Origin of the sequence: Lentilactobacillus diolivorans DSM 14421 (assembly GCF_001434255.1) — a bacterium.
GTDB classification, from domain to species: Bacteria; Bacillota; Bacilli; order Lactobacillales; family Lactobacillaceae; genus Lentilactobacillus; species Lentilactobacillus diolivorans.
Map to the genome: position 1 here is coordinate 62690 of NZ_AZEY01000090.1, position 24224 is coordinate 86913.

Sequence of the window (24224 nt, forward strand, 5' to 3'; positions counted from 1 at the left end):
AACTGGATCTAATCTTAGATTGTTTGTACGTTTAAGTCTTCTACAGATTTTCATCTCTGGAACATGACAATGATTGGAAATTAATTCGGTTAAATGTCGTAATCGTCATTAGACATCGACTCAACGTTGCCTAACAGGTAGCCATTACCCACCTGTGAGAAGAAGTCATGATTAGCCGTTGATGTTGAAATGCCGTTCATAACCACCGGATTAACGTCTTCAGCGGTGTCTGGGAATAGTGGATCCTGCCCCAGATTCATTAAGGCCTTGTTGGCATTATAACGGATAAACACAAGTACATCATCTGTCCAGCCGGTTTGATCATAAAGTAAATGGGTGTATTTTTCTTCATTACCATACAATTTATACAAGAAGTCATAAATCCAGTTCTTCATGTCTTCTTGTTTTTCAGCAGAAAGCTGGTTGTAACCAATTTGAAATTTATAACCAATGTAGGTGCCGTGGACAGATTCATCTCTTAAAATGAGTTTAATAATTTCAGCTACATTGGGAATCTTGTTATGACCAAGGTACCAAAGTGGCGTGTAGAAGCCTGAATAAAACAAGAAGGTTTCCAAAAAAACGCTGGCGACTTTCTTCTTCAAAGGGTCTGGCTCATTGGCATAAATGTCTCGGATCTTAAGCGCCTTATTTTGAAGAAATTCTTCAGTGTCACTCCAATTAAAAATTTCATCGATTTGTTCAGGGGTATTTAATGTTGAAAAAATTGATGAATAGCTTTTCGCATGGACTGACTCCATAAATTGAATATTGTTCAAAACAGCTGTCTCGTGTTGGGTTTGAACATCTTTTCTTAGCGAAGCCATTCCTTCCTGCGATTGCAGGGTGTCCAGTAAAGTTAGACCACCAAAGACGTGACCAACGACCCACTGGTGATCTTGGTCAAGAGTTCGCCAATCTGATAAATCATTTGAAAGGGGAATCCGGGTGTCCAGCCAGAATTGTTCGGTTAATTTTTCCCAAGTTGCCTTATCAATTTGATCATCAATTTTGTTCCAATTAATTGCATGATAGTTCTCAGTCATAATGTTTCTCCTTAATTCTAATGAACCTAATTTTTGTTGCACTTGTTATTAAAAATGTTTAAATAACACAACTCTCACATTGATTTGAGCCAACTTCCTGTTGGTCGTCGGTAAATGTTCGAATGTAGTAAATTGACTTAATTCCCTTACGATGAGCGTAATTACGAAGAATATTTAAATCACGAGTGGTCATTTTATCTGTTCGGCCGTTCTTCCATTCATAAAGGCCCTCTGGAATAGTTGATCTCATGAAGAGTGTCATGGCCATTCCTTGATCAACATGTTCTTGGGCTGCCGCATAAATATCGATGACTTTGCGCATATCCATATCATACGCTGATTCATAATAAGGAAGGGTATCATTTGAAAGATAAGGAGCAGGGTAATAAATATTGCCAATTTTTGATTCCTGACGTTCTTCAATTCGATTGATAATAGGATGAAGGCTGGCTGTCGTATCGTTGATGTAAGAAATCGACCCGTTAGGTGCCACTGCAAGCCGGTTTTGGTGATAGAGACCATCCTTCATAACGGCTGCTTTTAAATTTTCCCAATCGGCTTTAGTTGGGATCATGTCGTCCGCAAATAATGATTTTACTTTGTCGGACTTTGGTGCGTATGAATTTTCGAGGTATTTGTCAAAATACGTGCCGTCAGCGTAACGACTATTTTCAAAATTGTCAAATTGCTGGTGACGTTCCTTAGCAATCTTGTTAGATGCGACTAGGCTCCAGTAATTAAGTAGCATGAAATAAACACTTGTAAATTCGATTGATTCCGGCGAGCCATAATGCATGTGATGTTTAGCAAAGAAGCTGTGAAGTCCCATCGCACCAAGACCGATTGAATGGGATTCACGATTACCCTTCTGAATTGACGGTACAACGTCAATATTTGAATGGTCAGTAATGAAGGTTAACGCCCGAACCATTGCTTCAATTGAGTGGCCAAAATTTTTTGCGGCCATCATGTTGTTGATATTTGTCGAGCCGAGGTTACAAGAAATATCTTTACCGAGTTTGATATAATGTTGTTCATCATCAACAGTTGACGGTGTTTGAACTTGCAAAATTTCTGAACAAAGATTGCTCATAACGATTTTGCCCGCAATCGGATTCTCACGGTTAGCAGTGTCAATATTGATGATGTAGGGGTAACCGGATTCTTGTTGAAGCTTACTGATTTCTGTCTCGAGGTCTCGAGCTTTTAATTTGGTTTTTTTAATATGGTCATTGGCAACCATTTTGTCATATTCTTTAGTAATGTTAACGTATGAAAATGGCACACCATACTCACGTTCAACATCGTATGGACTGAAAAGATACATATCAGCATCAGCTTTAATCAGTTGATAAAATTTATCTGGGACAGTAACTCCTAATGATAACGTTTTTAACCGAATCTTTTCATCAGCATTTTCTTTCTTGGCGCCCAAGAAAGAAATAATATCAGGGTGAAAGACTGATAGGTATGCAACACCTGCACCCTGACGCTGGCCAAGTTGATTTGAATAGGAGAAGCTGTCTTCTAATAATTTCATTACTGGAACAACCCCAGAAGCGGCGCCTTCGATATGTTTGATCGGATCACCAGCAGCTCGGAGGTTGGATAAATTAATACCAACACCGCCACCAATTCGGGAAAGTTGTAAGGCTGAATTGATGGTTCGACCAATTGTATTCATGTCATCGGTAGTTTGGATTAAGAAACATGAAACAAATTCGCCACGATTTTGTCGACCAGCGTTCAAAAAAGTTGGTGTTGCGGGTTGGTAGCGTTGATGAATAATTTCATCAGCAAGATCCATTGCTAATTGTTCGTTACCATCGGCAAAATACAGTGCGTTGGTGGCGACTCGGTCAATGAAGGTCTCTAAATATGAATCGTTGTCATTGGTTTTTAACGCATATTGGGCATAAAACTTGTAAGCCGCCATAAATGATTTGAAGTGGAAATCCTGATGATTCAAATATTGATATAATTTTTCAATAAAGGCAAAATGATATTTATTAATGAAGTCGGATTCGTAATAATTATTCTTAATTAGAAAATTAAATCGGTCCTTTAGCGAGTCAAACTTAACTAAATTTGGTTTCACATTTTCTTTTAAAAAGGCTTGAAGGGCCTCTTGATCTTTCTGTAATGGAATCTGACCGTTAACAGGGATGTTAATCTCATTGTTTAAATCAAAATAAGTAACGTCCTTTAAGTCGTGAAGTGACATAATTTAAAACCACACTTTCTTAAATTAGGGAATAAAATAAGCGAGACCAAAAAATGGTTTCGCCCGTTGCTTTCAAAATCAATATGTTAAAATGGGCAGTGATTAGCCGGCAATGGTCTGAAGTTGATCTGGACGAAAGCCGCTAAAAGCTTGTTGACCATCAACATCGACTACGGGAACTGCCATAAAGCCTCGCTCTTTAAGATAATCTACATATTGTGGTTGTTCATTGATGTTATGCTCTTCGAATGTAACGTTATGTTCAGTGAGGTAACGTTTTGTCATCTTGCATTGCATACAGTTGTTTTTAGAATATAGGGTAATTTTAGCCATTTCCAACACCTTCTCTGAATTCAATTTCGTTTTAATTTATGATTCTAGTTTACACTAAACTTACAAAAAATCAACGATTAGCCACAATATATTGTGATGTTTTATCAATGAAATACCAAATATGGGCCTACACCCTAAACTAATTATTGTTAGGAGATTATTATGTCAGAAAATCAGTACTACTATTCACAGCATCCAGACGTTGCTTCCGAACCAATTACCTGGGATTTTACATTACTCGGAAATGACTTAGCGTTCACTTCAGATAACGGTGTGTTTTCTAAACATACCGTTGACTATGGCAGTCGCGTCCTTGTTGCAAACGTTAATTACGACATTATTCCAGAAGGAAAGATCTTGGATATGGGCACTGGTTATGGTCCAATTGGGATTGCAATTGCCAAAGCGTTCCCTGATCGCCAAGTGGATATGGTAGATGTTAACGAACTGGCGCTTTCATTAGCTAAGCAAAATGCTTCTGAGAATGGCGTATCATCCAGTGTCCACATTTTTGAGAGCAATGTGTATGAGGCCGTTACGGACTTATATGCGGCAATTGTGACCAATCCACCAGTCCGCGCTGGCAAAAAGGTAGTTGATGCAATGATTGCCGGTGCGGTTGATCATTTGCTTAATGAAGGGACATTGACAGTAGTCCTGCAAAAAAAGCAGGGAGCACCTTCCGCAAAGAAACTAATGACTCAATTATTTGGTAATTGCGATATTTTAAAACGCGATAAAGGGTATTATATTCTTCAAAGTATTAAACGATCGTGAGGTTAGGCAATGGCATCACAAACTGATATTCAATTTATGAGAGCGGCTTTGACTGAGGCTCAAAAAGCGTTTCTGATTGGTGAGGTTCCAATTGGCGCGGTGGTTGTGAAGGATAACCGAATTATTGGTAGGGGCCATAATTTGCGTGAGCATTTAAACGATGGGGTAGCTCACGCAGAAATTATGGCCATTGAGGAAGCGTGTGCCTATTTACAAAGTTGGCGGCTGATCGACTGTGACTTGTACGTGACGATTGAGCCTTGCCTGATGTGTTCCGGGGCAATTATTAATTCGCGAATTAATCACGTGATTTTTGGTTCCCGAGATGAAAAGGCTGGTGCTGTTCGAAGCCTTTACCAGGTTTTGGAAGACTCACGCTTGAATCACCAAGTGACGGTTTCTGAAGGCACTCTTGCTGATCAGTGTTCTCAGATCATGAAAGATTTCTTTAAGGCTGCCAGAAAGAAAAAAAGAAAAAGTCACTAGCATTTTTCTGGAAAGTACGGTATCATGGATACTGCCGCAAGGCCCTGAGGCAAGGGTCGGGTTACGAACTGTGTCAGGTCCGGAAGGAAGCAGCACTAAGTATCATCGACACTGTGCCTCTTGTTTATGGAAATTAGACTCCCAGCAGATTTTGCTGGGAGATTTTTTATTTCCAAAAAGATAGGCGGATGAGTGGCAGGCTTGCCATGATTAACGCAACGTAAATGTTCATTATGCAAATTAGAATTTCAACTCGGCATTAATAAAATTCTTTCTGTTGTGTCGCTAAGGTGGCAATCTGAGTCAATTCATCATATAATTATTTAGATGTTCTTTTGGTCTTTTTTCGTTGTGAATTGATTAGGTAACCTGCAAATCAGGTTATATGACGTACTACTGTCTTCAAGACGACTTTCACAACTGGTTTAAGAAACGTTTAAACATATTCTGGAGGGTTTAGTAATGAGTTATCAAGCATTATATCGGGTATGGCGGCCCCAACGCTTTGACGAGATTGTTGGTCAGTCGATTATTACGCGCACATTAAAAAATGCCCTAATTACTAAACAAATTAGCCATGCTTATTTGTTTACCGGCCCCCGGGGAACTGGCAAGACTTCCGCAGCAAAAATATTTGCCAAGGCGGTTAACTGCCATTATTTAAAAGATGGTGAGCCATGTAATCAATGTGAGACTTGTAAAGCGATTAATGAAGGTCGTTTAAATGACGTGATTGAAATTGATGCCGCTTCTAATAATGGTGTCGAAGAGATTCGTGATATTCGTGATAAAGTCAAGTATGCGCCTACTCAAGCAGACTATAAAGTTTATATCATCGATGAAGTTCATATGCTGTCAACCGGTGCGTTTAATGCTTTGTTAAAAACTTTGGAAGAACCACCAGCTAATGTTATCTTTATTCTGGCGACTACTGAACCACATAAAATTCCGGCAACTATAATATCCCGAACACAAAAATTTGATTTTAAACGGATTAAGCCCAAGGATATTTTGGATCGAATGGCATATATTCTTGACCAAAAGCACGTTGAATACGATGATAAGGCCCTTAAGATAATCGCTAAAGCTGCTGAGGGTGGTATGCGTGATGCTCTGAGTATTTTGGACCAGGCAATGTCATATGGTGATGATCAGATCACTTATGAAAACGCGTTGCTGGTTACCGGCAGTGTCACTAATGAATTATTGACGACTTATATGCAGCAAATTGTTGACAAAGATACTAAATCAGCTTTAATCACCGTTCAAAAAATTTTAGATGGCGGTAAAGATGCAAGTCGATTTGTCGAAGATTTAACCAGTTATTGTCAAGATGTCCTACTATATCAACAGGATCCACAAATGGTTGAGGAAATGGAGCTGGGAATTCTTGATGATCATTTTAAGAAACTGAGTGGAGAAATCAGCGATCAAAGTATTTACCAAATGATTAATGAATTAAATGAAATTGCTAATTCTCTGAGATTTACCGCCCACCCCGATGTTTATTTGGAAGTGCTGACAGTTAAGATTACTCACCTTACTGACAATCCGCAACAAGCAGCAACGACTGGCAGTTCAGTTAACTCAACAGATGTGGCCAAAATTAAGCAATTGACCGAGGCCGTCACACAGTTACAACAAGAGGTTCAGGCGCTTAAAAGTACTCAACCAGTTGGCCAACCGGCTGCTAAAGATGTTGGTGAGACAACGCCCAAGTCGATTGAGGCCAAGCCTGCCGATAGTCACATTGAATTAGCCAAGATCTACCCAATTTTGGGTAAAGCAACTCGCAAACAATTAGATCACTTCAAAGGGATTTGGCCGGATTTAATGACGGCACTATCGGTTCCCCAACGGTCGGTGATGCATGTTTCAGCGCCGGTAGCCGCAAGTGGAGATGGCGTGATTGTTGCATTTCAGTATCCATTCTTGTATCAAAAAGCACAGGGGGATCCGGATTTAAAGGATGCTTTGGAGAACGGGCTTGACCGCCTTGTTGATAGGGTGCCACAAATTGTCTTTATTCCTGAAAATCAATGGCCCGGGATCCGTCGTGACTATTTAAAAAATCATAAAAATGAATTAAAAAGTAAGCCGGGTGATCAAAGCCAACCGGCTGAAGCAACAAAAAAAGTTGATTCGGTTGACGAAGTTGAAGCTAAGCCAATCGTAAAAAAAGCTGAAGAACTATTTGGCAAAGATATTTTAGATATAAAAAACGACTAATTTGGAGGAATTTAATTATGATGAATGGTATGAATATGAACAAAATGATGAAACAAATGAAGAAGATGCAAAAGCAACTTGGTGAGGAACAGGAAAATTTGAAACAACAGGAATTTACCGGTAACGCGCCTGACGATATGGTCACTGTTAAGTTTAATGGCGATCGCAAGATGACCGATATTCAAATTAAACCTGAGGCCATTGATCCAGATGATCCGGAAATGTTGTCAGATTTGGTATTGGCTGCCGTTAATGATGGATTGGCAAAGGTTGAAAAGGCAACTCAGAGCACACTTGGCAAATACACTAAAGGCATTCCGGGAATGTAGTTAGGCGCTTTTAGCTTTTGTTAGTTTAGAAAGGATAATTATGCAATATCCGGAACCAATTGCAAAATTAATTGATAGTTACATGAAATTGCCTGGAATTGGCAGTAAGACAGCAACTCGGCTGGCATTTTACACCGTTGACATGAATGAGGATGATGTAAAAGCCTTTTCCAAAGCGCTTGTTGCGACTAAAAATGATCTGCATTACTGTTCAATTTGTGGTAATTTAACTGATGAGGATCCGTGTGAGATTTGCCGGGATAAAACTCGGGATCAAACAACCATCTTGGTGGTCGAGCAACCGAAAGATGTTATGGTCATGGAAAAGGTTCAGGAATACCATGGCTTATATCACGTCCTGCATGGTGTTTTGTCACCAATTGAAGGCAAAGGACCTGAAGACCTTAATATCACGTCGTTGATCAAGCGGTTGCAAAGCAATAGTCAAGTTAAGGAAGTCATCGTTGCCACTAATGCAACACCCGAGGGGGAAGCAACAGCCATGTATTTGAGTAAGCTGATTAAGCCCGCTGGAATTAAAGTGACTCGACTGGCTCATGGTCTTTCAGTGGGGGCTGATATTGAATACGCCGACGAAATGACACTTTATAAAGCGGTTCAAGGGCGAACTGAAATTTGATAAAGGGGATTTATTTATCATGCTTTTTAGCAGATATAAACGACACAATATTAAATCAGAATATGATGAACGACTACTTGATTTAATTAACCATTTAAAAGAAGAGTGGGACCATGCTGCCCAAACCCAAGATGCTGTTGCCGACAGTGATCTGGAAATTGCCCAGGAAACGGCCTTGGCAAGGCAAAAATATTTCTTCATATATAAGGAAGCGCGAATTCGTCAGATCAAGAACAATCAAATTCAACCATCTGTTATTAGCTACGATCATGATAAGTTTGAATAGATAATCTGGCTAATCGGTTTTATCGTGGGCAAACGATAAAAATGAACAGACTAACTGGTTTGTAATTGACTGGATTTGTGCATAATGAGTGATTAATCAGGCTACAATTTATGACACTAATTTTTGCTGAACCGTCAGTCACAATGTGTAACCATGTTTGTTGATCACTCTTTTCTTTTGGAATTATGGACAGTCCAAAAAACATACAGTACAATTAATTTAAATGTAAAAGTGAGGGAATCTCTGTTGAATGGCAAGTTTATAACTTTTGAAGGTCCAGATGGAGCCGGTAAAACGACGGTTATGAATAAAGTAGTTGAGCAATTTCGTCAAGAGATTGGTGATCAGCTACTTGTAACCCGGGAACCAGGCGGCAACAAAATTTCAGAACAGATTCGGCGTGTGATTTTAGATCGGGATAACACCGAAATGGATTATCGAACCGAAGCGCTACTCTATGCTGCTGCGCGAAGACAACACTTAGTTGAAACCATCATCCCAGCCTTGGAAGCGAATAAGTTGGTGCTTTGCGATCGCTATGTCGATTCCTCTGTTGCTTATCAGGGGTCTGGCCGGCAAATCGGGATGCAGCAAGTTGCTCGGATGAATGAATTTGCCACCGAGAATCTGATGCCATTCAAGACAATTTATTTTGATATTCCTGTTGAAGTTGGGTTAAACCGAATTGCTGAACATCGGGATCGTAGTAAAATTGATCGTTTGGATGTTGAGACAATTCAGTTCCATAAACGGGTTCATCAAGGATACATGAAAGTTAGAGAACACTATCAAGATCGATACATTTCAATTGATGCGACTCAGTCATTTGATCAAGTGGTTTCTGAGACCATCAAGATTATTCATCGAATTGCCAGCGATTATTTTAAGGAGAGTTAGCTATGAAATTAGTAATTGCAATCGTTCAAGATAAAGATGCTAACAAGTTGCGGTCCGTGTTTGTTGCCCATGATATTATTGCGACCCGTTTTTCAACAACGGGTAGTTTCTTACGGTCCGGTAATACAACCTATCTGGTTGCGGTTGATGATGACAAAGTCGATTTAACACTGGAGTTGATTAAGGAAACCTGTTCAGCTCGCCAACAATTTATGACACCACCTGTCAGTTTGAATGGAGATACGGCCGAACATACTTTTCCAATTGAAGTTCAGGTAGGTGGTGCAACCGTGATGATCTTACCGATTGAACAATTCCATCAGTTTTAGAGAGGAACATTTATGGCAGAAGAAATTGCTAAAACTGCAAGAGTAAAACAACCGGCGCTTTTTAAACAATTTATGGGGTTAGTGACCAAAAATGAATTGTCTCACGCCTATCTCTTTACGGGAGAAGAGGGCGCCGGTCAATTTGCAGTCGCAATGGGAGTCGCCATGCGGCTTTTTTGCACAAATGTCACCGAGGATGGTTACCCATGTGGGCAGTGTCCCGAATGTCAGCGAATTATGAATCATGATCATCCAGATGTTGTCATTACGGAACCCGATGGTCAAAGCATCAAGGTTGATCAAATCCGGCATGTTAAAAGTGAGTTTACGAAAAGTGCGATGGAGGGCTCTAAAAAAGTTTTTATTATTTCAGACGCCGATAAAATGACGACCGGAGCCGCAAACAGCCTTTTAAAGTTTATTGAGGAACCGACTGGAAATGTTGTTAGTTTCCTAATCAGTAAGAATCGCAATTTAGTTCTGCCCACGATCATTTCTCGCACCCAGGTTGTTGAATTCCCTAGCTTAAGCAAAGATTTAATGATCGATGAACTTAAAAAAGGTGGCGTTCTGCCCAGCCAAATCAATTTATTGATCTCGATGACAAATAGTTTGAGTGAGATTGAGGGATTAGTAAAAGATAACTGGTTTGCATCTGTGCAAGAAGTCGTTGAAAAGTGGTTTGTTTATCTCGTTAAAGAAAATCTGATGGCAATGCCTTATATTCAAATGGCTTTGATGCCTTTAATAACCAGCAAAGAACGCCAACGGATTATTATTTCAATGATGATTAGCGCGTTTAATGATGTCCTTGAAGTGAAATACGATACTTTGAGTCAAGATAAGATTAAGTATCCTGCTGTTATTGATCAGACGCGTCAGGCGGCTAATGAATGGACAGATAAGCAACTATTGAGTATGTTAGATGAGTTGTTAGATATGAACCATAGCATGATGGCGAATGTAAACTTTCAGAACATTGTTGAGGCTGCAACGTTAAAGATTCTCACAATGGCTAAGTCATAGAGTTGATTTGAAAGGTGATAAATAAAGTGGAAAGTCCGAATTTGTATGATGAATTAAAAGAAATGGATACTCATCTAACCGAAACTGCCGCCAAGTTCTCTCATTTACACGAGTCATTAATTGAATTAATGGAAAAAAATGCTGAGTTGGAAATTGAAAATCAGCACTTACGGGATCGAATTAATCAAATTACCGAAAAGACTGATAGCAATTCACCAAGACTTTCGAAGTCACGAAAGAATCTTGAAAAGTTATACAATGAAGGCTTTCATGTCTGCAGTTCTTACTATGGGAAACGACGTGAAAATGGTGAGGATTGTATTTTTTGTACCGATATCATCTATGGCCGTCGAGATTAGGAGATCAGATTTGTTGGAAACTCAAAAAAGTTTTGACACAAAAAGTAAATATGGCACCTTATATCTTGTGCCCACCCCCATTGGTAACTTGGATGATATGACCTTTCGAGCAGTCAATGTTTTGAAGGATGCTGACTTAATTGCCGCGGAAGATACCCGAAACACGCAAAAGTTACTCAATCATTTTGAAATTGAGACCAAGCAAATTAGCTTTCACGAACATAATACGGTTCAAAGGATTCCGGAGCTGCTTGCAAAATTGAAAGAGGGAACGACCATTGCTCAAGTCAGTGATGCCGGCATGCCTTCAATTAGTGATCCCGGACATGAGTTAGTGGTTGCGTGCATTAAAGAAGACGTTAATGTTGTTCCATTACCTGGTGCTAATGCTGGTATTACCGCACTGATCGCTTCTGGTTTGGCTCCTCAACCGTTTTATTTTTACGGCTTTTTATCACGTAAGCCTAATGAACAAAAGGATGAGCTTAAGAAATTAGTTAATCGGCAGGAAACAATTATTTTTTATGAAGCTCCCCATCGTCTTAAAAAAACCCTTAAAGGATTGGTGGCTCAATTTGGGGGCTCACGGAAAGCTGCTTTTTGTCGCGAGTTGACCAAGAAACATGAGGAGTTTATTCGCGGTGATCTGGACACATTGACTGACTGGGCCAATACAACTGAAATTCGGGGAGAATTTGTGATTATTGTTGCTGGCAATGATCATCCGACTAATCACCAAGTTGACCCGCTTAAAAATTTGACGATAGATCAACAAGTTAATTTTTATGTTGAGAGTGGTCTTAATACTAACGATGCTATCAAAAGGGTTGCCAAGCATCACCATCTTCGAAAACAGATTGTTTATAATGAATTTCATAACATTAATAAGTAAAGAAAGAAGTCTTGCCAATGACCGCCAAAGCATTTAGCGAATATCATACGATTCCGTTTTATGAAAGTGATTTAACCAATCACATTACGATTGCAATGTTGATTAATATTTTAATTCTTGCATCTGATCATCAAAACGAGGCGTTGGGTGTTGATCAGGAATCCATTATTCAGCAGTACGGTCTTGGCTGGGTTGTAACTTCGTATTCTTTTAAAATTAACCGACTTCCTAAGACAGGGATGACCGTCCGAATGACAACTCGTGGAACTTTTTATAATCGCTTTTTTGCTTATCGTGAATTTTGGTTACATGATGAGCAGGGAAACGAATTAGTAAAGGTAGATAGTATTTGGGTGTTAATGGACGAAGCCGCGCGCAAAATTACTGATATTCCAGAAGATATTATTACACCATATCATTCCGAGAAAGTCAGGAGACTGCCAAAATTATCGAGACCGGAGAAGATTGCTGACCAAATCCCAACGGCTTCCAAAAAGTATCAGGTTCGTGGAAGTGATATTGATTTTAACGGTCATGTTAATAATGCGCACTATTTGGAATGGGTAATGGATGCGCTGCCTTTGGACTTTTTAATTCACCATATGCCAACTCGAATTGATATTCGTTTTGAAAATGAAGTAAAATATGGTAATTGGGTAACAAGTTCGGTGGTTGTCGGTTCTGAAGATAATGATAAGATTAAAACAGTTCATGAAATTACTTCAAATGATGTCCTTTCTGCAAGTGCAACATTTATTTGGAAGAAGAGGAACGGAAACTAATTACAATGAAAATTTTAGCAATTGATACTTCAAATCGACCATTATCGGTCGCTGTCATGGATGATAGTCATTTATTAGCGCAAACAACATTGACCACTCATCGAAAACACGCTGAATTTTTAATGCCGGTTATTGAGGACCTGGTAAAGAAATCGGATTTAACTCTGGAAGATTTACAACGAGTGGTTGTGGCTTGTGGCCCGGGCTCATATACGGGTATTCGAATGGCCGTTACAGCTGCCAAAACCATTGCGCAGACACTTGGTATTGAATTGGTGATGGTGTCAAGTCTATTGACTCTAGCGCTAAATATTCAGCAACCGGATGTATTAATTAACCCGATTTTTGATGGTCGTAATCAGAATATGTTTACAGGTCTTTATCGAAATAAGAATGGTAGGCCTGAGACGGTCATTGACGACCAGCATATTAATTTGACTGACTGGCTTAATCTCATCAAAAAATATGATCAAAAAATTCTAATCTTGGGGGACACGGATTCCTTTAAGGATGATATGAAGGCAGCTCTTGGTGATCAACTCATTGTCGCTGACCAACTTGCCGGCATTCCAAATGCGGCTTTACTTGGTGAATATGGTATGGCATTAAAAGCCGTTACCAACGTAGATGCGGTTGTACCGCGGTATTTACGTTTAACCAAAGCGGAAGCTGACTGGAAGAAGCTTCATCCAAATGAGGATACGCATGATTATGTGGAGAAAATTTAAAAATTGGTTTAATCAAAATTTTTATAATCGGGAAGCACAGTTACGACAACGGTATTTGGATATCAAAAATCACGATGTTGAAATCAACGGGACGCAATATTTTTTAGCTAAAGCGATGATCCCGGATATCCCAGAGATTTTAGGAATTGAACGAGCCGTTTATGGCGGTCAAACACCGTGGGATGACCGAGCATTTCGAAGTGAACTAATGCGAAAAAATGACCGACTCTATCTGGTTTTGCGTCGAAATGATTGGTTAGTCGCCTTCATTGGCTGTTCCCTTAATGATCACACAAAAGATTGTCATATTACCAATGTTGCGGTCGCACCCAATTTTCAAAATCACGGCTTGGGTTATTTTTTGGTGACGACAATTATTAAAAAAGCTCGTCAAATGCAATATAACAAGGTCACGTTGGAGGTTCGAGTCAGTAATACCCGAGCTCAAAAACTATATCGTGACATTGGGTTTGTTGATAACGGCGTTAAGAAGGATTATTATTTTAACGATCGTGAAGATGCCCTGAATATGATGATGGATATAACCAAGATTGGTTGATAAAAAAGGAACGGTGAAATTATTGGCACGCGATTTAGTATTATCTTTTGAAACCAGCTGTGATGAAACCAGTGTTGCAGTCATTGAAAACGGGGAAAAAATCCTCTCCAATATTGTTGCTACGCAAATTAAAAGCCATCAAAGGTTTGGTGGCGTTGTCCCTGAGGTGGCTAGTCGTCACCACATCGAACAGATTACCGGCTGTATTGAGGATGCACTGTCTGAAGCCAACGTATCGTATGACGACTTAACTTCTGTCGCTGTTACTTATGGGCCGGGGTTGGTAGGGGCATTGTTAATTGGCGTGACTGCTGCCAAGGTTGTTGCCTGGGCCCATCATCTACCACTTGTGCCGGTAAACCATTTGGCGGGGCATATTTATGGGGCTCGTCTCGTAGAACCGATTGAATTTCCGGCAATGGCGTTAGTTGTTTCTGGGGGACACACTGAGCTGGTTTATATGCCTGAAGAAGGTAAATTTGAGATCATTGGGGAAACCAGGGATGACGCCGCTGGTGAAGCTTATGATAAGATCGGCCGAGTTTTAGGCATTAACTATCCCGCTGGAAAGACTGTTGACGAAATGGCTCACCGTGGTAAGGACACCTTTCATTTTCCACGGGCAATGGACCATGACGATAATTTTGATTTTAGTTTTAGTGGCCTCAAGAGTGCGTTTATCAATACGGTTCATCACGCTGATCAAGTTCACGAAACCTTAAATAAGAATGATTTGGCAGCTAGTTTTCAACAAGCTGTGATCGATGTTTTAGCTGACAAAACTGTTCGGGCGTTGCATGATTATCCAGTCAAGCAATTAATTCTTGGCGGAGGTGTGGCCGCCAATAAAGGGTTGCGTGCACGCTTAACGGATGAATTGGAGAAGTTTAAGAATACATCGCTGGAATTAGTTCCGTTATCATTATGTGGTGATAATGCTGCAATGATCGGCGCTGCCGGTGAAATGTTATATCGCCATGGCGTTCGCGGCGATGCAACGTTAAATGCCAATCCGGGATTAGAATTTGAATGGATTAAGGTCAAGCATGAAATCACTAGTGTTTAATCGTAAAAAAATCAACCTCGTATTCCTTTCAGGAGTACGAGGTTGGTTTTTTTAAAATCCGGTGAATAAACGCATTATCTGGGCTAACACACGAAATTAGGAGAGCCAGATGAAACTAAGGCTATGTCTGATTTTAATCCCATTTTATTGTGTATCTTGAAGTGTACAGGATAAATAGTTGGGCATTAGAGTTATTCAAAGTCTTCTAATTCAATACTTTTTTCTTCCCAATCAGCTTCAGTCTGGTTGATCTGACGATTTAAGTCGTTTAACTGATCTTGTAAATGAGTCAGTTTTTCTAAATCGTTAAAGACATCGGGCTTAGTCATTTCTTTTTCAACATCGTCTTTGGATTTAGTTAATTGATCTAACTGGTTTTCTAAGTTGCTGACTTCTCTGGCCAATTTCCGGTGTTGCTTTTGTGCTTGCTTGTTGGTTTCATAATTTTTTTTGTCATCGGTCGTCGGTGTTACTGGTTGGATTTCTGGATGGGCAGCTTCACGTTTAGCCTGTTCATGTTCTTTGATTGCAATTTGTTCAGCTTTTTTATCTACATAGTAATCGTAATTTCCAAGGTATAGTGTTGTTCCCGATTTTGACAACTCAACAACTGAAGTTGCTACTTTGTTAATGAAGTAACGGTCATGAGAAACAAACAAGATAGTGCCATCAAAATCATTTAAAGCTTTTTCCAAAACTTCACGACTATCGATGTCCAAGTGATTGGTTGGTTCATCCAGGATCAAAAAGTTGTTGTGCTGCATTGCCAATTTTGTCAGAAGTAATCGCGCTTTTTCACCACCTGATAAGTCATGAACCATTTTAGCCACATCGTCACCGGAAAATAAAAAGCTCCCTAAAATGCTTCTAATATCGCCTTCAGGGGTGGTAGGGTGATCATCCCATAATTCACTTAAGACCGTCTTGGCAGGGTGTAAAGTGGCTTGTTCCTGATCATAATAGCCCGTATCAACGCCAGTTCCGAATTGGGCGGTTCCTTTAATAAAGGGAATGATTCCTAAGATGCTCTTTAAAAGAGTGGATTTTCCAACACCGTTTGGTCCAACAATAGCGATTGCTTGATGACGTTTGATATCAAGGTTAATTGGCTCAGCTAGGATGTTTGCATAGCCAACCGCAGCGTTATTCACGTTCAAAACATTATTACCACTTTTGGAAGTTGGTGTAAATGCAAACCGAGCTGTCTTTGAATCACCAATGGGTTTTTCAATTCGATCCATTTTTTCGAGCTGTTTTCGACGAGCTTGTGCCTGTTTGGTCGTTGATGCTCGAACAATATTTTTGTCAACGAAGGTTTGCAACTTATCAATTTGGGATTGTTGCTTTTCGTAGGCTTTCCATTGCAGGGCGACTTCTTGCTCTTTCTTTTGCGTATAATCAGTGTAATTTCCAGTGTAGTGATGTAAAGTACCATTAGATAGTTCGTACACTTCATTGACAATTCGATCAAGAAAGTAACGATCATGAGAAATGATTAAAAGAGCACCGCTGTAATTTTGAACGTAACCCTCAAGCCAAGTGATGGTTTCAACATCCAGATGATTAGTTGGTTCATCTAAAATAAGCAGTTCTGGTTTTTCCAGCAGTAGTTTAGCCAATGCCAACTGGGTCTTTTGGCCGCCTGAAAGTTCGTTGATTGGCCGGTCATAGTCAGCCTGATCAAAGCCAAAGCCATGAAGGACGCCACGAATTTCGGCATCGTAGCCATACCCATTGTGTTGTTCGAAATCAGCCCGAATATTATCATATTGCTTTGAGATTTCTTTAAACTCTTCTGAGTTGGTGTCCATTCTGGGAGAACTAATTTGTGCTTCCAACTGGTGCAACTTTGTTTCCTGTTTTTTTAGGTTGGCAAATACGGACTCCATTTCAGCGTAAATACTCTTTTCGGAGTTTAAACCGGTATCCTGAGCTAAATAGCCAATTGTTAAATTCTTTTTAGTCACAACGTTGCCGCTGTCGATGGATTGATCGCCGATGATCATTTTGACCAAAGTCGATTTTCCGGCACCATTTCTACCGACCAATGCAATTCGGCTTTTTTCTTGGATAGCCAGGCTGACTTTTGAAAAAATATTTTCACCGTTAAATCGTTTGGTTAAGTCTTGGGCTTGTAAGATTATCAATGATCTGGCCACCTTTCTATAGTCTATTCAATTTTATCATAAATTAATGAAACCCTTAAATTATTCGTGTAATTATTTGAAACATGTTTCACAAACTGCTCCGATATGGTAGAATAATGAACAAAGAGGGATTCACAAAGTACTCGGTTACAACAATTTTGAAATAGGAGGAAATTTTCTTGACATCTGAAAATATTCCACGCGCAACCGCGAAACGATTGCCGATATATTATCGATATTTAAACATTTTACATGACACTGGCAAGCAGCGAATTTCATCAACGGAATTAGCTGAAGCCGTTCAAGTTGACTCAGCTACAATTCGGCGTGACTTTTCGTATTTTGGTGCGCTTGGTAAACGTGGATATGGCTATGACGTTGATAACTTACTATCATTTTTTAAGCAAATATTGAATCAGGAACATTTGACCAATGTTGCACTTATTGGGGTTGGAAATTTGGGACATGCCTTATTGAATTTTAATTTTCATAAGGATAGTAATGTCAGAATTTCAGCAGCTTTCGATAGTAATCAGGAGATTGTCAATACAATCGAAGATGGGGTTCCGGTTTATCCAATTGGAGAACTTGAGCATCAACTCCATGAACAGCAGATTCAAGTCGTTATTTTGACAGTACCGTCTAAAGCCGCCCAAGCGGTTGCCGAACAAGCTGTTGCTGGGGGAGTAAAGGGGATTATGAATTTTACGCCAATTCGAATTAATGTCCCCGAGGATGTGCTGGTACAAAACGTTGATCTGACTAACGAACTTCAAACATTAATCTATTTCATCGATAATTTCAGTAAATAATTTTTAGGGGAAGCACAATCGTAATAAACGCTTTGGAAGAAATTCCAGGGCGCTTTTTTTAGAGTGAATCCGGAAGCTGCTTTTGGATTCACATTTTAGCTCAATGGTAATTACAGTCATAATTTCGTTTGGTTCTAAAAGAATCGAGCTAAAGGTCCTTATATGGCTGGAAGCTGCTTGTAACTTGATACTTATATGGGGCTAGTTATTTTGAATTATCGGTTAACTTTAGCGTTGAGGAGTCCAGGTAATTTGGAATAGATAGTCTTGAAAATGATTTTTAACAAAAGTTATTAAAAAACACCATAGCTTCGTTTTGAAAGTATGAGTTGGTTTACTCTTTTTACGATTGGCAAAAAATACTTGCAATTCATGTCAAAAAATAATATATTATAAACAGTGATTAGCACTTTTGACATAAGAGTGCTAATGATGCTAAAAAATTGTTGTAAATGGAGGGACTTAACGTGTTAAAACCATTAGGAGATCGCGTAATTGTCGAAACACAAAAGGAAGAAGAAAAGACTGTTGGCGGCATCGTTTTAGCTGATAATGCTAAGAAGAAGCCACAAACAGGGACTGTTGTTTCAGTCGGTGACGGCCGGACATTGGACAATGGTCAAAAAGTTGCGCCCGTTGTTAAAAAGGGTGACAAAGTGATGTTCGATAAGTACGCAGGTACTGAAGTAGAAGACAACGATAATTCCTATCTCGTTTTACATGAAAAAGATATCGTCGCAATCGTTGAATAATTAAGACGAAAAAGATTTTAGCTCTTAAATGAGCTGGCTGAATGAATTCGGTTAACGATGTGAATTCATTATAAAATCAAAAAGTTCAACAATTTAAATGTTCAATCAAAAATAAATTTTTGAGGTGAAAATTGGAATGGCTAAACAAGTAAAGTTTTCTGAAGATGCTCGTAGCGCAATGCTAAAGGGCGTTGATAAATTAGCAGATACGGTTAAAGCAACACTTGGCCCTAAAGGTCGAAATGTTGTTTTGGAACAAACGGCTGGTAACCCAACAATCACAAATGATGGTGTTACAATCGCCAAGGCAATTGAATTACCAGATCATTTTGAAAATATGGGTGCTAAATTAGTTTCTGAAGTTGCTTCAAAGACTAATGATGTTGCCGGTGATGGTACCACAACTGCTACTGTCTTAACACAGGCAATTGTTAATGAAGGCATGAAGAACGTCACTGCTGGTGCTAATCCAGTTGGCATTCGTCGTGGAATCGAACAAGCAACTAAAACTGCTGTTGATGCACTTCACAAGATGTCACATGATGTTAAAACCAAGGATGATATTGCTCAGATTGCATCAATTTCATCAGCTAATCCTGAAGTTGGTAAATTAATTGCCGACGCTATGGAAAAGGTTGGCCATGATGGTGTTATCACCATTGAGGAATCTCGTGGTGTCGAAACCAGCTTGGATGTTGTGGAAGGTATGCAATTTGATCGTGGCTACATGTCACAATATATGGTCACTGATAACGATAAAATGGAAGCTGATCTTGACAATCCGTACATTTTGGTAACTGACAAGAAGATTACAAATATTCAAGATATCTTGCCATTACTTCAAAAGATTGTTGAACAAGGCCGTTCACTTTTGATCATTGCCGATGATATTGGTGGTGAAGCATTACCAACCCTTGTATTGAATAAGATGCGTGGTACCTTTAACGTTGTTGCTGTTAAAGCACCTGGTTTTGGTGATCGTCGTAAGGATCAACTTCAAGATATCGCTATTTTAACTGGAGCAACGGTCATTACTGATGACCTTGGCTTAAACTTAAAGGACGCTACTCTTGATCAATTAGGACAAGCTAACAAGATTAACGTTACCAAAGATTCTACTACAATTGTTGACGGATCTGGTGCAAAAGATGCGATCAGCAAACGAGTTGATGAAATTAAGACTCAAATCGAAAAAACAACTTCAGACTTTGACCGTGATAAGCTGAAGGAACGTCTTGCTAAGTTATCAGGCGGTGTTGCAGTTGTTCGGGTTGGTGCTGCCACTGAAACCGAATTAAAAGAAAAGAAGTATCGCATTGAAGATGCTTTGAATGCCACTAGAGCTGCCGTTGAAGAAGGCTTTGTTCCCGGTGGTGGAACAGCACTCATTAATGTTATTAGTGAGATTGCCAAGTTAGACGCCGAGGGTGATGAAGGAACTGGAATCAACATTGTTCGTCGAGCTCTTGAAGAACCTGTTCGACAAATTGCTGAAAATGCCGGTGTTGACGGTTCAGTCATCGTTGAAAAGTTGAAGGATGAAAAGTCTGGTATTGGTTACAATGCTGCTAATGGTAAATTTGAAGATATGATTGATGATGGTATTGTTGATCCTACCAAAGTTACTCGTTCTGCACTTCAAAACGCTGCCTCTGTTTCAGCCTTGCTGTTAACCACTGAAGCTGTTGTTGCTGATGAACCTAAGAAAGATGCACCAGCTGCTCCAATGGCACCACAACCTGGAATGGGCATGTAATGACTGATCTTTAAATCGAAAGGGAATCTCATTAAATTTAACATTTAGTGAGGTTCTTTTTTATTTGGTTATTTGTGGCGAATTTGGGAAATTAAGCAATTTCAAAAAGCTGACTGAATGACTAAAAACAGCTAGGGTTGCCGCTGCCTGGTTTGTATTGTATGGTATTAGTATTCAGCTAGCATTACATACTTGTTTTTACACGTATTTAGGACTATCATTTTAGGGTTCAATATGAATGGTAGATTTTAATAAAAGGAGAAACTATTTATGTGGCGATATTTAAAACGGTTTTTAATTGGGAAGCCGTTAAAAACCACTGATGAGGGCGGTCAGGCCCTAACCAAGTTCAAAGCCTTGGCATTGCTATCTTCCGATGCTTTATCGTCAGTGGCTTATGGTACTGAACAAATTACGACCATTTTAATCACATTATCAGCCGCTGCCTTGATGTATCAAATTTGGGTAGCTGCACTTGTTTTGATTCTCTTGGCCGCAATCACATTATCGTATCAACAAATTATTCATGCATATCCATCTGGAGGCGGTGCTTACGTTGTTGCGAGCACCAACTGGGGTGAGCGCGCCGGCTTGATAGCTGGTGGTTCTCTGTTGGTTGATTACATGCTGACGGTTGCCGTATCGACAACGTCTGCAACTGAAGCAATTACCTCGGCAATTCCGTCACTGTATAATCATCGTGTCTTACTTTCATGTTTAATCGTTGTGGCAATTATGTTGTTAAATCTGCGGGGAATCCGTGAATCCGCTTCATTTCTGACTTTGCCGGTTTATTTGTTTATTGTTGTTATTTTAGCCATGGTGATTTACGGTGGCTATAATATTATGAACGGTAATATTGAATACCATGCGGCAGCGCACATTGGGACACCAGTTGCGGGGATGACGTTGGTTCTGTTCTTCCGAGCTTTCTCATCAGGGTCTTCTTCATTAACTGGTGTTGAAGCGATCAGTAATGCTGTGCCTAATTTTAAAAAGCCAAAGAGCCATAATGCTTCCGCTACATTGGCAATTATGGCGACAATTTTAGCTTGTTTCTTTGGTGGGATCACGTATCTCAGTTATTATTTAGGAATTATTCCTAATAATCATGAAACGGTTCTTTCACAAATTGGCGTTGCCGTGTTTGGTCATGGCATTATTTATTACTTGCTTCAATTATCAACTGCCATGATTTTGGCTGTTGCTGCGAATACTGGTTTTTCTGCGTTCCCAATTTTAGCTTATAATTTAGCGAAGGATAAATTCTTACCTCACGCTTATCTTGATAAGGGTGATCGATTAGGATATTCAAATGGCATCATTTCATTGGCAGTTGGTGCCATTGTCTTAATCCAAATTTTTGGCGGCCGAACCAATTCTCTAATTCCGTTGTATGCGGTTGGGGTTTTTATTCCGTTTACACTATCTCAATCCGGCATGATTATTCATTGGTATCGTCACCGTGGAAAGAACTGGCAAATTAAGTCAGTTATTAACTTTATTGGGGCGTTTATTTCGCTTGCACTGGTAACCTGTTTGTTCCTGCTCCGTTTCCCAAATGTCTGGCCATATCTGATTGTGATGCCGATTTTAATTAAGATTTTTTATAAAATCAATCGACACTACAAACGAGTAGCGGAACAATTACGAGTGGTCGAGGAAGATACTGAAATTACGACGACTCATCATTTTGACGGTTCAACGGTCATCGTATTGGTTAGCGGTGTTACCAGGGTTACTGCTAATGCGATTAGCTATGCTGAATCAATTGGTGATTATGTGATTGCCATGCACGTTTCTTTTGATTCAAATCCAGAAAAAGAACATAAGACTTCAGAACAGTTTAAGCGGCAATTTCCAAATGTCCGGTTTGTTGATATTCACTCTTCATATCGTTCGATTGCCCAACCAACATTGCGTTTCTGTGACGTTATTGCTAAACGGGCTGCTGACCGGAATTATTCAACGACTGTTTTGGTACCACAGTTTGTTCCAAAACATCGTTGGGAAAACATTTTGCATAACCAGACGAGTTTAAGGTTACGGACAATCTTAAATTCTCGTCAGAATATTATTATTTCAACGTATAATTATCATTTGCGTGAGTAGTTGATTATATTGGATGGCCAAGAAATGATTATGGTTCAAAAGTTTTTTTAGGGTTGTTCATTAATGGTTGTTATCCAAAAGTGCAAAAATTAGTTGGCCAATTTCTTACTTTTTAATCAAACAATTACTTTTAAAAAAGTGAAACAAGAAAGACGTTTAGTTCTCCGTCCATACAGTCGGTAAACTAAACGCCTTTTTGTTTATTTTGTTTTTAATCATTAATAATTATGATCTTAATGAATAAGACCCATCATATGTGCGAATGTTGGGACAACTAGATCAACGACAATTGAGATAATAACAACGGCAATCGCTGCCATTGCTCCGGCGGCTGAACTTAATTGAATCGCTTTGGCAGAGCCAACAGTATGGCCGGCAGTTCCTAATCCCAGTCCTTGACCAACAGGTTCGGTCAAGTGGAAGATCTTAATAAGCCAAGTTGCTAAAGCGTAAATCAGGACGGCGTTCAAGATACATGCCATCGCGGTAATTGCTGGTGTTCCGCCGATTGCACCAGAGATTGGCATTGCAATCGCAGTTGTTGCGGCTTGAGGTAACATAGAAGCAATTCCATTGTTATCCATTCCAATAGTCTTGGCAACGAAGTAAATCAAGAATAGTGAAATGAAAAGGCCAATAATTAGAGATAGTAAGATTTCTAACCAAAATCGTTTAACAATGTCATTTCGTTTGTACAATGGGACTGCAAATGCAATAGTGGCTGGGTTTAAGAACCAGAAAATAACGTCACCACCGGGTTTATATGCGTTTGTATAGAACCAAGTTGTATCGACCCCAAAAGCTCTTGCCATGAGCCAAAGAACAAAAATTCCTAAGACCATTCCAACGAACAAAGGTTGGAAGAGAAAAAATCCCTTACTGATTTTAAACAGCCATTGTCCAAGCAGGAAAACGGCAAGTGACAAACAAATGCCAAAAATGGGTGTTCCTAAATACGTGATAATCATTGTTTGAGTTGCTGTCATGGTTGATTCACCTTCTTACCCTTCTTATTCTTGAACCGAAACATCACGTTTAAAGACTGTCTTTTTTACCCAGATAAAGAACGAAGCTGTGTAAGCGATTACAACAAGTAAGATAACAGTTGAAATAACAATTGTAGCCACCAGCTGAACGCCTTGTGCACGCATAATATCAAGTGAAGCTGTTAATTGAATGCCGGATGGCACAAATAGGAATGCAATAAACCCAATTAGGAAGTTGGCAAACTTTTCAACCCATTCAATTTTTATGACATGGACGGTTAATAAAAGATAGAGTAAGACCAAGCCGATAACGGGTGTTGGAACTGGAAAGCTTGCTGGGAACATTGGTGAAATGATGCTGGAAACGAATAAAATACCTGCGAAAATTCCCATTTGAATCAAAATGGGGGCGTCTTTGGTTTCTTTAGTTTCAGGTTTAACATCTTGTGAATTTTTTAATTTGTCAGCCATTATGAAGAACCCCTTTCAAGAAAATTTTAAATACAAATGATTGCTATTACCTTACTTGCTCAAAGTATAAGTGCTTTTTGACAATAACACAATTAAAAGGCTTACAAATTTTTCTGGCTTGTGAACAGAACAACAATTGGTCCGGACATCTTTTGAAATAGGTCGTGTTTATCAGATAATAAACCTTGGCTTGTTTTTAT

General features: G+C 39.4%; 25 protein-coding genes and 1 other RNA gene. 20 read left to right on the plus strand and 6 right to left on the minus strand.

Annotated features, from left to right (window positions below):
- Nucleotides 1–89: 89 nt before the first annotated feature.
- The 3 genes from nrdF to nrdH all read right to left on the minus strand — a co-directional run bounded on the left by nrdF (nucleotide 90) and on the right by nrdH (nucleotide 3603).
- Nucleotides 90–1046: a class 1b ribonucleoside-diphosphate reductase subunit beta gene (nrdF, locus tag FC85_RS09885; protein ID WP_057865373.1), complete on the minus strand. Its 957-nt coding sequence runs from the start codon at nucleotides 1044–1046 to the stop codon at nucleotides 90–92.
- A 58-nt stretch (nucleotides 1047–1104) separates the two neighbouring features.
- Entirely contained in the window at nucleotides 1105–3270 is a 2166-nt protein-coding gene (gene nrdE, locus FC85_RS09890) for a class 1b ribonucleoside-diphosphate reductase subunit alpha (RefSeq protein WP_057865374.1), read from the minus strand.
- Between the two features lie 102 nt (nucleotides 3271–3372).
- Nucleotides 3373–3603, minus strand: coding sequence for a glutaredoxin-like protein NrdH (gene nrdH, locus FC85_RS09895; RefSeq protein WP_057865375.1), 231 nt, complete (start codon nucleotides 3601–3603; stop codon nucleotides 3373–3375).
- Between the two features lie 162 nt (nucleotides 3604–3765).
- On the opposite strand from nrdH, the gene FC85_RS09900 reads away from it, so the two are divergent.
- From FC85_RS09900 to tsaD, 16 genes are all read left to right on the plus strand, one after another.
- Entirely contained in the window at nucleotides 3766–4380 is a 615-nt protein-coding gene (locus FC85_RS09900; RefSeq protein ID WP_057865376.1) for a class I SAM-dependent methyltransferase, read from the plus strand.
- Nucleotides 4381–4389: 9 nt separating this feature from the next.
- Nucleotides 4390–4866: a tRNA adenosine(34) deaminase TadA gene (gene tadA, locus FC85_RS09905; RefSeq protein WP_057865377.1), complete on the plus strand. Its 477-nt coding sequence runs from the start codon at nucleotides 4390–4392 to the stop codon at nucleotides 4864–4866.
- A 41-nt stretch (nucleotides 4867–4907) separates the two neighbouring features.
- Nucleotides 4908–4994, plus strand: an RNA gene (gene ffs, locus FC85_RS15545) — signal recognition particle sRNA small type.
- Between the two features lie 334 nt (nucleotides 4995–5328).
- The gene (gene dnaX, locus FC85_RS09910; RefSeq protein ID WP_057865378.1) at nucleotides 5329–7095 is read left to right on the plus strand and encodes a DNA polymerase III subunit gamma/tau; all 1767 of its coding nucleotides are present in this window, start codon (nucleotides 5329–5331) and stop codon (nucleotides 7093–7095) included.
- 17 nt (nucleotides 7096–7112) lie between these two features.
- Nucleotides 7113–7424 carry a YbaB/EbfC family nucleoid-associated protein gene (locus FC85_RS09915; RefSeq protein WP_057865379.1) on the plus strand — a complete coding sequence of 104 codons (312 nt, stop codon included), beginning with the start codon at nucleotides 7113–7115 and terminating at the stop codon, nucleotides 7422–7424.
- Nucleotides 7425–7464: 40 nt separating this feature from the next.
- The gene (gene recR / locus FC85_RS09920) at nucleotides 7465–8064 is read left to right on the plus strand and encodes a recombination mediator RecR (protein WP_057865380.1); all 600 of its coding nucleotides are present in this window, start codon (nucleotides 7465–7467) and stop codon (nucleotides 8062–8064) included.
- 19 nt (nucleotides 8065–8083) lie between these two features.
- Nucleotides 8084–8350, plus strand: coding sequence for a YaaL family protein (locus tag FC85_RS09925; RefSeq protein ID WP_057865381.1), 267 nt, complete (start codon nucleotides 8084–8086; stop codon nucleotides 8348–8350).
- Nucleotides 8351–8596: 246 nt separating this feature from the next.
- Nucleotides 8597–9247, plus strand: a complete 651-nt coding sequence (gene tmk, locus FC85_RS09930) for a dTMP kinase (RefSeq protein ID WP_057865382.1) — start codon at nucleotides 8597–8599, stop codon at nucleotides 9245–9247.
- Nucleotides 9248–9249: 2 nt separating this feature from the next.
- Nucleotides 9250–9576 carry a cyclic-di-AMP receptor gene (locus tag FC85_RS09935; protein WP_057865383.1) on the plus strand — a complete coding sequence of 109 codons (327 nt, stop codon included), beginning with the start codon at nucleotides 9250–9252 and terminating at the stop codon, nucleotides 9574–9576.
- A 12-nt stretch (nucleotides 9577–9588) separates the two neighbouring features.
- Nucleotides 9589–10602 (plus strand): DNA polymerase III subunit delta', encoded by a 1014-nt coding sequence (gene holB / locus FC85_RS09940; protein WP_057865384.1) that lies wholly within the window; start codon nucleotides 9589–9591, stop codon nucleotides 10600–10602.
- A 26-nt stretch (nucleotides 10603–10628) separates the two neighbouring features.
- Complete coding sequence (locus FC85_RS09945; protein WP_057865385.1) at nucleotides 10629–10961, plus strand: DNA replication initiation control protein YabA; 333 nt, start codon at nucleotides 10629–10631, stop codon at nucleotides 10959–10961.
- A gap of 13 nt (nucleotides 10962–10974) precedes the next feature.
- Nucleotides 10975–11853, plus strand: coding sequence for a 16S rRNA (cytidine(1402)-2'-O)-methyltransferase (rsmI, locus tag FC85_RS09950; protein WP_057865386.1), 879 nt, complete (start codon nucleotides 10975–10977; stop codon nucleotides 11851–11853).
- A gap of 17 nt (nucleotides 11854–11870) precedes the next feature.
- A complete protein-coding gene (locus tag FC85_RS09955; protein ID WP_057865387.1) occupies nucleotides 11871–12635 on the plus strand; it encodes an acyl-[acyl-carrier-protein] thioesterase in 765 nt (254 codons plus the stop codon).
- 5 nt (nucleotides 12636–12640) lie between these two features.
- Nucleotides 12641–13363: a tRNA (adenosine(37)-N6)-threonylcarbamoyltransferase complex dimerization subunit type 1 TsaB gene (tsaB, locus tag FC85_RS09960; RefSeq protein ID WP_057865388.1), complete on the plus strand. Its 723-nt coding sequence runs from the start codon at nucleotides 12641–12643 to the stop codon at nucleotides 13361–13363.
- A complete protein-coding gene (rimI, locus tag FC85_RS09965; RefSeq protein WP_057865661.1) occupies nucleotides 13347–13922 on the plus strand; it encodes a ribosomal protein S18-alanine N-acetyltransferase in 576 nt (191 codons plus the stop codon). The genes tsaB and rimI overlap by 17 nt, the downstream gene beginning before the upstream one ends.
- Before the next feature lie 22 nt (nucleotides 13923–13944).
- Nucleotides 13945–14988: a tRNA (adenosine(37)-N6)-threonylcarbamoyltransferase complex transferase subunit TsaD gene (gene tsaD / locus FC85_RS09970; protein ID WP_057865662.1), complete on the plus strand. Its 1044-nt coding sequence runs from the start codon at nucleotides 13945–13947 to the stop codon at nucleotides 14986–14988.
- Between the two features lie 191 nt (nucleotides 14989–15179).
- Here tsaD and FC85_RS09975 read toward each other — a convergent pair whose 3' ends face one another.
- Complete coding sequence (locus FC85_RS09975) at nucleotides 15180–17135, minus strand: ABC-F family ATP-binding cassette domain-containing protein (RefSeq protein ID WP_225427553.1); 1956 nt, start codon at nucleotides 17133–17135, stop codon at nucleotides 15180–15182.
- A 179-nt stretch (nucleotides 17136–17314) separates the two neighbouring features.
- Between FC85_RS09975 and FC85_RS09980 the strand changes: the two genes are divergently transcribed.
- The 4 genes from FC85_RS09980 to FC85_RS09995 all read left to right on the plus strand — a co-directional run bounded on the left by FC85_RS09980 (nucleotide 17315) and on the right by FC85_RS09995 (nucleotide 22567).
- Nucleotides 17315–17947: a redox-sensing transcriptional repressor Rex gene (locus FC85_RS09980; RefSeq protein ID WP_057865390.1), complete on the plus strand. Its 633-nt coding sequence runs from the start codon at nucleotides 17315–17317 to the stop codon at nucleotides 17945–17947.
- A gap of 467 nt (nucleotides 17948–18414) precedes the next feature.
- Nucleotides 18415–18699 (plus strand): co-chaperone GroES, encoded by a 285-nt coding sequence (gene groES / locus FC85_RS09985; RefSeq protein ID WP_057865391.1) that lies wholly within the window; start codon nucleotides 18415–18417, stop codon nucleotides 18697–18699.
- Nucleotides 18700–18835: 136 nt separating this feature from the next.
- Nucleotides 18836–20455: a chaperonin GroEL gene (groL, locus tag FC85_RS09990; protein WP_057865392.1), complete on the plus strand. Its 1620-nt coding sequence runs from the start codon at nucleotides 18836–18838 to the stop codon at nucleotides 20453–20455.
- A gap of 270 nt (nucleotides 20456–20725) precedes the next feature.
- The gene (locus FC85_RS09995; protein ID WP_057865393.1) at nucleotides 20726–22567 is read left to right on the plus strand and encodes an APC family permease; all 1842 of its coding nucleotides are present in this window, start codon (nucleotides 20726–20728) and stop codon (nucleotides 22565–22567) included.
- A 233-nt stretch (nucleotides 22568–22800) separates the two neighbouring features.
- Here FC85_RS09995 and lrgB read toward each other — a convergent pair whose 3' ends face one another.
- A complete protein-coding gene (lrgB, locus tag FC85_RS10000; protein WP_057865394.1) occupies nucleotides 22801–23553 on the minus strand; it encodes an antiholin-like protein LrgB in 753 nt (250 codons plus the stop codon).
- A 24-nt stretch (nucleotides 23554–23577) separates the two neighbouring features.
- Nucleotides 23578–24024, minus strand: coding sequence for a CidA/LrgA family protein (locus tag FC85_RS10005; protein WP_057865395.1), 447 nt, complete (start codon nucleotides 24022–24024; stop codon nucleotides 23578–23580).
- Nucleotides 24025–24224: the final 200 nt, after the last annotated feature.